The 11,757-nt window shown below is 46.4% G+C and carries 15 protein-coding genes; 14 read left to right on the forward strand and 1 reads right to left on the reverse strand.

The genetic code is table 11. From position 1 onward, the window contains the following. Positions 1–72: 72 nt before the first annotated feature. The 14 genes from CAter10_RS08035 to CAter10_RS23440 all read left to right on the forward strand — a co-directional run bounded on the left by CAter10_RS08035 (position 73) and on the right by CAter10_RS23440 (position 10,663). Positions 73–405, forward strand: coding sequence for a DUF5076 domain-containing protein (locus CAter10_RS08035; RefSeq protein ID WP_197467208.1), 333 nt, complete (start codon positions 73–75; stop codon positions 403–405). A gap of 462 nt (positions 406–867) precedes the next feature. Further along, positions 868–1,362 carry a DUF6714 family protein gene (locus tag CAter10_RS08040; protein ID WP_061535233.1) on the forward strand — a complete coding sequence of 165 codons (495 nt, stop codon included), beginning with the start codon at positions 868–870 and terminating at the stop codon, positions 1,360–1,362. A gap of 213 nt (positions 1,363–1,575) precedes the next feature. Further along, positions 1,576–1,899 carry a hypothetical protein gene (locus CAter10_RS08045; protein WP_061533013.1) on the forward strand — a complete coding sequence of 108 codons (324 nt, stop codon included), beginning with the start codon at positions 1,576–1,578 and terminating at the stop codon, positions 1,897–1,899. Between the two features lie 556 nt (positions 1,900–2,455). Next, the gene (locus CAter10_RS08050; RefSeq protein WP_128083018.1) at positions 2,456–2,947 is read left to right on the forward strand and encodes a hypothetical protein; all 492 of its coding nucleotides are present in this window, start codon (positions 2,456–2,458) and stop codon (positions 2,945–2,947) included. Between the two features lie 302 nt (positions 2,948–3,249). Then, complete coding sequence (locus CAter10_RS08055) at positions 3,250–4,143, forward strand: SPFH domain-containing protein (protein WP_061533015.1); 894 nt, start codon at positions 3,250–3,252, stop codon at positions 4,141–4,143. Between the two features lie 10 nt (positions 4,144–4,153). Beyond that, positions 4,154–4,333 (forward strand): type II toxin-antitoxin system antitoxin, encoded by a 180-nt coding sequence (locus CAter10_RS08060; protein WP_061533016.1) that lies wholly within the window; start codon positions 4,154–4,156, stop codon positions 4,331–4,333. 536 nt (positions 4,334–4,869) lie between these two features. Beyond that, entirely contained in the window at positions 4,870–5,298 is a 429-nt protein-coding gene (locus tag CAter10_RS08065; protein WP_061533017.1) for a hypothetical protein, read from the forward strand. A gap of 183 nt (positions 5,299–5,481) precedes the next feature. Further along, positions 5,482–6,099: a hypothetical protein gene (locus tag CAter10_RS08070; RefSeq protein WP_061537096.1), complete on the forward strand. Its 618-nt coding sequence runs from the start codon at positions 5,482–5,484 to the stop codon at positions 6,097–6,099. A gap of 137 nt (positions 6,100–6,236) precedes the next feature. Next, positions 6,237–7,055, forward strand: coding sequence for a tetratricopeptide repeat protein (locus tag CAter10_RS08075; RefSeq protein WP_061533019.1), 819 nt, complete (start codon positions 6,237–6,239; stop codon positions 7,053–7,055). Positions 7,056–7,346: 291 nt separating this feature from the next. Further along, positions 7,347–8,255: a prolipoprotein diacylglyceryl transferase gene (locus CAter10_RS08080; protein ID WP_231879226.1), complete on the forward strand. Its 909-nt coding sequence runs from the start codon at positions 7,347–7,349 to the stop codon at positions 8,253–8,255. Positions 8,256–8,647: 392 nt separating this feature from the next. Further along, on the forward strand, positions 8,648–8,989 hold the full coding sequence (locus tag CAter10_RS08085; protein WP_061533021.1) for a DUF2004 domain-containing protein: 342 nt from the start codon (positions 8,648–8,650) through the stop codon (positions 8,987–8,989). Between the two features lie 80 nt (positions 8,990–9,069). Continuing rightward, positions 9,070–9,489, forward strand: a complete 420-nt coding sequence (locus tag CAter10_RS08090; RefSeq protein ID WP_061533022.1) for a DUF695 domain-containing protein — start codon at positions 9,070–9,072, stop codon at positions 9,487–9,489. Positions 9,490–9,632: 143 nt separating this feature from the next. Then, the gene (locus CAter10_RS08095; protein WP_061533023.1) at positions 9,633–10,049 is read left to right on the forward strand and encodes a septation protein IspZ; all 417 of its coding nucleotides are present in this window, start codon (positions 9,633–9,635) and stop codon (positions 10,047–10,049) included. Positions 10,050–10,423: 374 nt separating this feature from the next. Beyond that, positions 10,424–10,663, forward strand: a complete 240-nt coding sequence (locus tag CAter10_RS23440) for a hypothetical protein (RefSeq protein WP_231879228.1) — start codon at positions 10,424–10,426, stop codon at positions 10,661–10,663. Between the two features lie 157 nt (positions 10,664–10,820). On the opposite strand, the gene CAter10_RS08105 is transcribed toward CAter10_RS23440, so the two are convergent. Further along, the gene (locus CAter10_RS08105) at positions 10,821–11,537 is read right to left on the reverse strand and encodes a hypothetical protein (protein WP_128083019.1); all 717 of its coding nucleotides are present in this window, start codon (positions 11,535–11,537) and stop codon (positions 10,821–10,823) included. Between the last annotated feature and the right edge of the window lie 220 nt (positions 11,538–11,757).

Consider the following 11,757-nt stretch of genomic DNA (forward strand, 5'->3'; position numbering starts at 1 on the left):
GCGGAACCTTGATAACCGACGTGATTAGACCGTTCCAATTAAATGGGCTGGTCGTGGAATTACAGGAACAAAATGAAAAGCGAAGAAAAGTTTATTAAGCAACTTCCTATCCCTGAATCCGCAATACGCGACGAAGATGCGGTGGAGATGCTGCGAGTATGGATTGCTGAGCGCAAGTTACATTGCTCAATGAAAGTTGGTATGTATCAAGAGTCAATGAATATTCCGGAAGAGAAAGCATGGGGAACAATCCTTGCAGATGCTGCACGACACTTGGCCAACGCGATGGAGTCTCGCTATTCGACGGATGCGGCGGAGTCATTGAGAAAGATTCGCGACGTATTTATTGATGAATTGGGGAACCCGAGTTCCGACGCGGACGGGGATTTTATAAAGAAACATTGATGGTAGCCATGGGCTGTGATGTTCCGCCTTGATGCGAACCGAATGAATCCAAGGGCTATAGTCGAATCTTGTGGGTATCCCTAGCTATGAGTGAATTTTTTAAAGAAATTATGATTTGGAAGCGCCTTGACAAGGTGTCGGCTGTCCGATATTCGTGCCTAAATGATTTGCAAAATGGTAAATTTGCCGTTCAAAGCGCGGATTTCTTTCGATTGCCATTGGATGGGTATTCGGCGAACGAATTCGCAAGGCAATTCGCTGTGCTTTTTATTGAGGTTCCGCCACGAGAACGTTGCTCATGGTTTGATTCGCTTGATGAGGCAATAATTTATCATGAACGCGAATTCTCATAGTGCCGGTAATCGCGGCTATTAGTTGCATGTCCGCTTCCAGGTAGTACGAAGGGCCGCTGTGGGGTATGGATTCAACCGGTGGATGCAACACTTGATGACGAATTTCAAAATGAATACAGAAGAACTTTTAAGAGAAATTGCGATAACATTTCCACCTATCGAGAAACCCAATAACCTGGTTATTTCTTTCCACAAAGATGAATGTTTTCAATGTGAATATTTGCGCAAAGACTTGAGTGAATTTTATGGCACTTTGCTGCCAGTTAAAGCTATTCGTACGATACACCAGGAAATGAGCTGTCTTTCTGCGCAAGGATGGCGCTGGGTATTACCTTCGTATCTCACGCATTGCGTAAGTGTGAAGACCGTTTCCGATGATATGGAAACGGAATTTTTAATCTACAACTTGGGACCTAGTCAGCAATTTCAAGATGAAACGCTCGAGCGATTGTCCGCACTTAATTTTCCTCAAATTGACTGTCTCATACATTTTCTTGAATGGTGTTCAGCGCACGAGCATTGGGCCGCATACTGCCCTGAAGATATTGAGAGGGCTCTGTCGTTTATGCGAACAGTGAAAAACGATGGTGCCGCGCGAGATTGAAAATTTAGAGTAGCTGCGGTCACCCTCATCGTTGAGTGTCCGCTTTGAAGAAGATCGAATGTCGCTTTTGGGTCGAAATCCACCTGTTGCGGCAGGCTCAAAACGGCCAGAACCTGCCAGTCGAGAGTCTGCTCCAAAGCTGACATTGGTGTCGCTGATATTGGAAAACTTCCGCGTAAAATTAACATTTTTCGTGGCATTACAGAGGTGTAGATGTATCGTATTATTAAATTCATTGGCTGGTATATCGCACTCTCAGTTGCAGCAATATTGGGAATGCTAGTTCTTGCATTTCCTGACTATCCGAATACGCAATCTGGCTGGCTGTGGTTTTTTGTTTTGGCACTGCCTGTAACACTTGTCGGTGACTTGATAGGAGAATTCACTTTTAGAAATCGCGTGGCGCAAGCCATTTTAGAAAAATCACAAGGCAAGGCGTTCTCGTTACTGCGCATCCTATACGGACTTATTGCGATGCTAATATTGTTCGACATAGTTTGGACGCTTGCGATGCATTTCGGCGTGAATAAAGTGTGATTTTTTACCTCCTTAATTAGTCGGCACCCGGCCACTACCTGCCGGTCGCAGGTTGTTCTCGTTAGCCGACGTTCGTAACGGTGTGTTAAAAAAACATTCATGTTAGATTGTCGTTTTCGAACATTCAACACGAAAGCTGCCATGAAACGCGCACTTTGGCCCACAGTCTGGTTGCTCGTTGTTGCTTTGCTCGCGGCTGTTTTCGCAGCAATTTCAGGGTTGATATTTTGGTAGGCATTTCTGATCGTGGTAGCGGCAATCCTAATCAACGGTTGGGCGGCAACACTTGAAGACGATCTCCCTGGAGGGTTGAATAGCCCAGACGGAACTCACGCGCCGAGATATGCAATTGTCACGGGCTGGATAATTCGCATTCTTGGGGTTTTACTTATGCTTTCGTGTCTTGCTGCTCTTGGTGCCTACTTCTTTGGATCTCAATAACAGACATGATAGTTGTTGTGGCCGTTTGCGGCGACAGGCAGTAATCGGCCAATTGCGGACGGTCGAAAGTCTTTGCAAAACTAGTGGCGATTCAAAATACCATGGAGGTTTTAGAATGTCCGTCGCACGAATATCATCAGCCAGCCTAATGGACCGAAGCATTAATAAATTTCGTTTGTCCAGCCGCGAACTTTTCAATACCTATTTTCTTGAGAACTTATCGGACGATCAGAAAGATTCGAACTATCTAGAGCATTTCGACTTTGTTGAAGAAAGCCTCTTTCTTGCCTTAGTTGCGATGCCGAATGGATTGAATAAGATTGTGTATGGTCGTCCTCAACCACAAATTCTGGTCAAAACCTCTAGCGAAGTTGGCGCGCCTTTAATGCTAAATCGTGAAATCGATGGCGGGTACTGGGATTATCCAATTGCGTACAGCGTACCTAATGTAGTTTTTACGTTCGTTAGATTCTTCGATTGGGATCAGACGAACTATAAAGACAATCGGTTCGTTCAGGTTATTGTAGAAGAATGGCCTGGAAATACAGAATTGATAGGAAAGCACGCCTTACTCGAGACGCATTACGTTACCTATGAAAAAGCATAAAACTTCGCTCAACACTTCAAGCTGGTGTGCTGGTTAGCTCGGGTCAACCATGACTGACTGGATTGAGCCGAACTTGGTCTTTCGCGAATGACTGAGTCCGGCCAGGAGCTGACGGTCACGGATGTGCCTCCAAAGCAGTCGGTCCAGCTTCTCAGGCCTAGTCCCTCTCAAGTGGGCACGCAATACGTGGAACTGTATCTGCGTCGCAAATTCTCTTGACAAATCCCTGGTTTTGAAATCATAGTGATATCACTTCGATATTTCATCGAAAGCCGGGGAAACCCGTTACAAGGGGAGTTGCTATGCACACAACACAAGAGCATATTTGCAAGACCAGTGATGGCTATACGCCATTGGCGATTTTTTTTCTATCGGGGTTGCTTGGACTCGGCATCCTGATTAGCTCTAATGCAACGCGCCCGATTGCATGGGTGGCAGTTGCCATCTTCTTGATTATTGCTGCCGTGTTCGGCTTGCGAGGGTTATATATTGTGCAGCCCAATCAGGCAGCCGTATTACAGTTGTTTGGTGCATATCGAGGCACCGTGCAGGACAATGGCTTGCGCTGGTCTAATCCATTTCTCAGTAAAAGGAAGGTGTCTTTACGCTCAAATAACCTGAATATGGATAAACTCAAAGTCAACGACAAGCGTGGCAACCCTATTGAAATCGCCGCGGCTGTTGTATGGAAAGTTGAAGATTCGGCGCGCGCAATTTTTGATGTCGAAGATTTTCAGGTGTTTGTAAAAGTACAGGCGGAAGCTGCGTTGCGACACGTTGCAACTCATTTTAGCTATGACGATAATGGCTCGGAAAATCGGAACGGAGAAGAAGAATTAACTTTATTGAGAGGTGGTGACAAATTTCTGACGATGTTGGTTGAAACCCTGCAGAGTCGTACCGCTGCGGCGGGCATTATGGTGCAAGAGGCACGTCTAACCCATCTTGCCTACGCGCCGGAAATTGCCGGTGTGATGCTTCGTCGCCAGCAGGCAGAAGCCGTAATCGCGGCACGTCAAAAAATTGTCGAAGGCGCGGTTGGCATGGTCGAGATGGCTCTTAAAGCGCTATCGGACAAGAAAGTTGTGCACTTGGACGACGAGCGCAAGGCGTCGATGGTGAGTAATTTATTAGTAGTGCTATGCGCGGACCGCGAAGTTGAGCCGGTGATAAATACTGGCACTCTGTACCATTAAATTTATTCATATGGCCAGCAATAGAAAACAATTTTTACTTCGGCTCGACCCAAAACTCTGGGCCGAGCTTGAAGCGCTGGCGGCGCAGGAATTGCGCAGTGTGAACGCTCAAATCGAATATTTGTTGCGTGACAGCCTGATCAAGCATCGACGTTTTGTGCCGCCGTCATTGGATGACGACGAAAATTAGTATTGGCGAAGCGTACATTGGCCAACTGCATGACTCGCCCTTCAATATTTGTTGAATCTTCTTTGTGTTATGTTTTGAATCTACGCTCTGATCATATCGTTGGACTCACTGATGAAACGTCTACTTTCGATGGTATTTAATATTGCTTTAACGTTTGTAGTTCCCATTTTGGGATGGTTTTTTTATCTAGACTGGTCGCACCATACCGATTGGTCAAAGCCGATTTACTCATTAACCGTTTGCGCCGCGCTAATCTTGATAGCACTCAAAGGAGTGCAGCGATTAACCGTTGGGTGGTCATTGAATAGCAGAGTTGGCGTTGGTGCCTTATATACTCTTTTTCTATTTTTTATATTTTTCTTTCTTGGTTTCGCATCAATGTTAGATGGGGCAACTCAAATGCCATAGGCACGCGCAAACACCTATCTATCATCAGATATTGATGACGCAAATCGGCCAGTTGCGGACCTTCGGCGCATTCCGTAACCTGTTCAAAACCGATATCAGTCGTTATTCAAATTGTGAGGAGAATCCATATGCGTTCGGTTCTGATGACAATTCTACTTACCGCAGCACTACTTGGCTGTCGCGAAGATATTCCACCAATTGTGTCTGGCAATGTAGTTGATGGTGGATTATTCATGGGGGAGTTCGTACTGGCTCGGACCGGCCATCCAGCCAAGGAATGGGAACTCACAAAGCCACAGATTGACCAGGTCAATCTGTGGTTGCAAAGTCACCGTGACGGCTGGGAAACCATAGTCGCATCGCCACCTCCACCTAGTTTATCAATACGGCTAACTCATACCGATAAAACTCAGTCACGAGTCGATCTTTTTGACATCAATAACAACTGGAGAGAAGTAATGGTCATTCATGCGGCTAACGCAAGTAACAACGGCATTCACCACATAAGTATTCAAGAGCGCGAGGAATTGCTGGCTATCGTAGGGAAGAATCCATAACAGGCGTTTTGGGGAGGGCGTTCAACGATGATGTCGGTGGCGACTGGCTGCCGTCGGCCAAATCTGGTCGTTTACTCAGCCCAGCAAAACGATGTCATTCGAGAAATTTTCTGGTGATATGATGCATCGTTCGATGCCATCATCCAAAACATCAGGAAATCGTCCGAATTCTCGAAAGCATCTATGAGCCCTTATCGAAAAATCTGTCGTTTATTTATTTTGCTGATCACTGCAATCGCGATTCCCAATGCGCATGCACAGACACAAATCATTTACGAAAATCATTTCGACAATGCAGATGTTCCGATCTATAAATCTAGAATTTTTACAGTTCCTGAAAAGACCAGAGCAGGCGCCTTTGCCATCATGGGAGACAAACCTTTTCAGTTTGTCGATAGTGACACTTTGGGGCAAATTTTCCCAGGCCAAGAATTTGATGACCACCGGATGTTGAATGATCAATTTGAGGCCGCTACAAATTACGAGAAATATCGCGAGTCATCGGCGGCCGATCCATTTTTTGCAAATCAGCGCGTATGGATGGAAAACGAAGCCGAAGTGCATAGAAAATTGGCAGAGTATACGCAAGGCATCCATGACAAGCTAAAACCATATTTGATTAAGGTTCCTGTGTATTTTGAAGGTACCGGTGCATTTGATGTTCGCTTAAAAGGTAATGTACTTTACGTTTTCCACGGGTCTCTTGGGCACAATACTCCTAACACGCACTTGGTGCCAATTGTGGTTTTTTCTGAAAGAAGCGTAACCAAGGTTAAAGTTGATGCAGCTCTTGCAGAATAGATACCACCTTCCAGCAAACGATAAGACCGATTAGGCATGAAACTTACCTGGCGCGACCGGCTCAAAACGGCCAAAACCGGACCGTCAGTTTTGAGTTGAATTTGATATTTTATTGACATCGAGTGGGTTGAAATATTATGAGTAATTGGAGTGAGTATCTGAAATTTTTGTTTGCCGTAATCACATTCTCATTTTTATCATTTCCTATGTCTTCATACGCAAGCGAGATAATTTTCAAAGATCGGGCCGGAAGGATTCTGACGAAAGAGGATATAAAAGGTATCTCTGGCGATGTTAAGTGGGAGATCAATTCAGGAACTCCAATTCCGGAAGAGGCGAAAAGGCTCCATGACCTTGGCAGAGTTGCAGGTCAAAAGGGTGAGAGCAAAGCTGCTATAAGCTACTTTCGAAAGGCCTCCGAAATTGCGCCGAATTGGCCATATCCTTACTATGATTTGGCATTTACCTATCTACTCAATCGGGATTTTGAAAATGCCTATGACGCCTACAAGAGAGTTGATAATCTTGCCCCTCGTGGTTTTTTTACTACCAAAACAGCCGTTCATTCACTCCAAGGTGAGCGAAATGGAAAATATCCACAAGGAACCTATTTGTTTTACCTGAGCCTTGAGTGGACAAATGATCTTGAATCAAAACAGAAAATTGTCGATCAATTGCTACGCAAGGTGCCAAATTTTGCCCCCGCGTGGAAAGAAATGGCTGCGCTGGGGATAGACGATAGCAAGAGACTTGATTATTTGGACAAGGGTTTGAAGGCTGATCCTGATTTAGAAACGAAAGGGTTTCTCTTGATAAATAAAGCTCTCATTTTTGCAAATCGTGGAAGGAAAAATGAAGCGATCCCAATTCTTGGAGCACTTGCGCTTGACCCAACGTCACCATTGGATATTGAAGTTATCGCGAAAAAGACTCTTTCAATGATTGTGTCAAAGTAACGTGCTGGAGAAATTTTTTGATTTCCGCATGAACGCGTATTTGCTGTCGCAAGTGCGATAGACACTGGCCAATAAACTGATCGAATCCGTCCGTTGCCGGCCAATACCAGCCGGTCACGGTTGTTACGAAAAGCCGACATTCAAGAACGGCTTTAGTCTTCGTCGCACAAATCACGATGTAACCATTTCCTCTTTTTCTGGTTATATAACTAATTTCACGAGCACCGTGCTAAGATTTATTTTGCCTTTTAACTCATAGGTCACATGTCATTCCCCTACTTGAGCGATGTAGTGAGTACGTTGTTCGGCATCACGCTGCCATTGCCATTGCCATTGCCAATGTTTGGTTTATTTGTGGCCTTGGCGATGCTTGTCGCCGCCCATTACTTGAAGCGCGAGTTGTGCCGCCTATACGAGACCGGTCGCATTGGCACAGCGCGGGTTCCGCACAAGGGAAAGGACGGCGTTGTCATCTACACCGAAGTGCCGCCGCAGGACGTCGTCCCTGACCTTGCAGTTGTCGTGATGTTCGCTGGCATAGCAGGGGCGAGGCTTTTTCATATCCTGGAACACCTGGACGAATTTACCGCGGACCCGTGGGGAATGATATTTACCACGTCCGGGTTAAGCATTTTCGGTGGATTAATCCTCGGAACCTTAGCCGGACTGTTCTGTGTAAGACGGTGGAAATTACCACTTCGCCCTCTCCTTGATGCGGCAGCACCGGCGATGATGCTCGGTTACGCAATCGGTCGTATCGGTTGCCAGGTATCCGGAGACGGAGACTGGGGAATTGTATCCAATATGTCGTTGAAGCCAGATTGGTTACCCCTGTGGACCTGGGCTCAAACCTACGAACACAACATCGCGGGTGTCGTGATATCTGCGCCAGGGGTATACCCGACGCCATTATATGAAACGCTCATGGGCATTGCTTGTTTCTTGTTGCTGTGGGCGCTCAGAAAGCATCCATTTCGAATGGGGTGGCTCTTCTCCGTGTACATGACGCTCGCGGGTGCTGAACGGCTCTTGATTGAGAAAATCCGTATTAATCCGGTGTTTAATGTCTTTGGGATTCACGCTACGCAGGCGGAGATTATTGCTTTCCTCCTGATTCTGTTCGGACTTTTCGGTATCGCGATTCTTGGTAGACGGTTACCCACCGAGCGACTACTTTCAGCCAGTGCGAGTGGTTCTTGATGCACGCAATTGGTCGTGACAGGCAACAACCGGTCAATAGCGGACCTCTGAGAGCGTCTTTTAAACTCGGGCCATTACGTAACCTGGGACGACGGGGTCAGGTCTTGCAATGACATATTACTCAGTACCCGCGCAAAAAATGTGTCTCTGTAAGACCCGACTCCGTTTCCTTTACACATGCAGAACAGAAGTCCGCAAACGGCCAAATCGAGTCATTCGCTCTGACTACGAAATCGATGTTGCAATGACAATACATTCATGGCAACATTGGTTCAATTATTTCCAATAAGAAATTGACGAACACGATTTTTGCGAGAGATTCGTCGCCAAACCGAATCAATATTGACATCAAATTTTTATAGATACTTCTTTAAACATACAAGGAACCATAGATGGTTAGCAATGCTGATGAAATTGCAAAACGTGAGAAAGCCGCTCGTGCAGCTATTAGGCACGCTTTTGGAACGGAAGAAGATGAGTTTGGCGCCACTCTGTTCGTTTCGCATCACATCGACGAGATCGATGCCAACTATTGGCAGGCACATCTTGGCTCTAATAAACCTGAACCAGTTCAGATACTCGATCTATTAGAGTTACGTTCGCACTGGGGTGACGATGGGGATGATGGAATCGAAGTATTCGATTTCACTCTGCCCGATAGTGTCACCGACTATGTCTTAAGTGTTCGCTTTGATGAGGCTGGTGAAGTCGAAGATATTTCCATGGAGAGTTAAACAGGAGCCCATATAGTTTTTTTGCTTAAATGCCAAACTTATGGCGCAACTGTCAGGGATATCAATCTTAGGAAATTATTATGGTTACTTGGGTACTTGCGGAGAGATCTACCCCCGAACAAATTCACTTGCTGCGGCTTGCTCAATTCGAAACAAAATTTTCATTTGAGAGAAACCATGAGCGACTGCATATCATATGGTCATTCCGTAGCGCCTCAAATAATGCGCCTTCGGACGCAGATCTGCTCGAAATGAGTGCGTTTGAGAATTTACTGTGCGATCAACTTGAGGCGCTGAATATTGGGCAATTGGTGGTCGTGTTCACTCTACCTGGCTACCGTGAATATGTGTTTCATACAAACAGCACTAATGCATTCATGAAGACCTTAAATAGTCTTCCTGATCAAACACATCAATTTCCTATCGAAATACATTGTGAGAGCGACGCCAACGGTGAGTTCTATAACTCATACGCGAACGGTGTACTTGGCACTTCCTAAGTTTTCCATCTGCCGAGTTGACCAGACAATACTCTTTGGGCGGCCTACGATCCATCGAAATGAGTTTATAAGTATTGGACCGCAATCGGCCAAATGCTGCCGTTCAAGTATGCCGTTCAATTTTAAATACAATTAGGAGATACATGAAGAGTTCATTGTCGCTGTTGTGGAGAATCGTTGTCCTGCAGATGATTTTCGATTTAATTGCGTTACTTCTTTTGAAGAATACTCCGTTAATGTTGGATGTGAATTTAGTTCAATGGAAGGCCCCGTTCATTTATCTTGGTTTTGGATTGCTGCTCTTTCTCTTTCAAATCATAAAAAACCAGTCATTGGTGGCATTAATTTTTGGTGCTCGTCTCAATTTGAGTGTGGTGGTCTGGAGTCGACTAACATATTGCGTCGTTGCGTATTGCATCGTTGTAGCATGCGCGGACATTGCCCTTGCCCAATTCGCCTCGTTCGAGGTTTGGAATCAATTCAAGCTTTTAGCGCCATTGATTGCTTTAATCGTCCTTGCATTTTTGTTTCCCTTGGTTATGCGAAGTGTCCGGACATGAATCTGAATCTGCCTTTGATACCATCTCTGAACTCGGTGTTGAACAGCCGTAAATGGAAAAACGCTATGGCCGATTTGGGTCGAAATCAACTTGTCGCGACTGACTAAAAACGGCCAAATCCGGACGGTCGAGCGCTTGACCAATCTGATGCTATTTTGGCAATATATTATTGCCGCAGGTCGGCGATAAGGTAATCGAGAGGTCAATAAATAATGCGGCTAGAGGTTGAGAAAAAGCGCCCAGTTGAAAATGCTAGCGAGGCTCAGGTTCGTTCCGCGATTTTGGCGCTGCGAAGTTACGGCCCTTCATCATTTGCATCGCTAACTGACGTCCGTGGGAATTACTTGCAGGTTGCCGGCGGTGGCGTTACGTGCATGTTGGAACATCGTGATGTCTTCAAGAATCGACATTACCGCGGATATCACAATACGCCGAGCAAGGTCTATCCCGATGGCACAATCTTGGTTTTTGGAGGTGGCGAAATACAGTTATTGGCGGATGAATGGTTTACGGCTCCGATGGTGCTAGACGCGTTTCTGGCGTTTTTTAATGGCCGTGAACTTCCCGCGTCGATTGCATGGCGTGATAAGACGGAAACACTGACAAGTTCGTAAAGCTCAAATCGAATGACAAATGAACGTCGCAATGCGGCCAGAAGCCGACAGTCGACGGACCTACATAGATCGCAAACAATCGCCGCGGGTTCGACGCCTAAAAGTGCTCAACGGTACCAATATGCCCCAGGCATTGCTACCCAGGCCCCAAGCGGGCCTACGTTGATTCGATACTCGATTGGTCAAGTTTGCTGCAATAAATTGCGGACTCCATAAGCAACGTCAGAGCGACATCAGGGGCCAAGACTTGTTTCACATCTTGGATAGGGCGATTCGAGGCTTGTGCTGTGATGGCCGACCACCATGCGATAGGTGCGGCTCCAAATTCGCGCTTGGCACCAGGAATTTTTCCTGAAAGACAGGTGAGCGCTAAAGGCCACACTAGTTTCAGCAGATCTCGTGCCGCAAAGTGAGCTTGATGCTGAGCAGGAACTGAAGATCGCCCTTCATTTGCTCCGCCAATCGTCGACACGACATGTTTAAACATCGCGTCGAGATTGGGTATTTGCTGAGGTTGCAGGCCAGCACCTAGTGCACCGCCGGCCGCCAAGGACCATAGGCAGCGACTCCCATCGGCTTCCGTTTTTGGCATGAGCATGTTGTTCAGTGCATCGCCAAACCAGTACTGTTCGCCAGACTTCGTGCCCACGCGATGAATGTTGTGCCCGACAACCGGCGGCGTTTCGGCGAACAACGTGCGCTGCGCAGCGTAGCCCGCAATTGCACCGACTGCCGCAATATAGGTTTCAGCATGGACACGGCCATTGACCTGCAATCGCGGCTGGAGGTTCATAAGAAGATGACCCATCGCAAGATTGCACTCCATCTCACACGAGGTATTTTTCCAGGGAAGTACGTTCGGCGTGGATTTCATTTGGTCTTTCTCGATATTGGCTGGATATGATTTCTTAGCGACCCACAGTTCGAGAAATTCTATCGCATCCGCAAGATTATAACTGGTCGCGTCGAGCGTCCGATGTGGAGAAAACGGACGGACCGCTTTGGGTCGTTTGCTGCCTGTCGCGACACATATTGTAGAGCTCAGTAGAGTTCCCGGAAGATTACAGGAAATGCTGAGACTGAATTATTTCTTT

Source organism: Collimonas arenae (assembly GCF_001584165.1).
GTDB lineage: Bacteria > Pseudomonadota > Gammaproteobacteria > Burkholderiales > Burkholderiaceae_D > Collimonas > Collimonas arenae.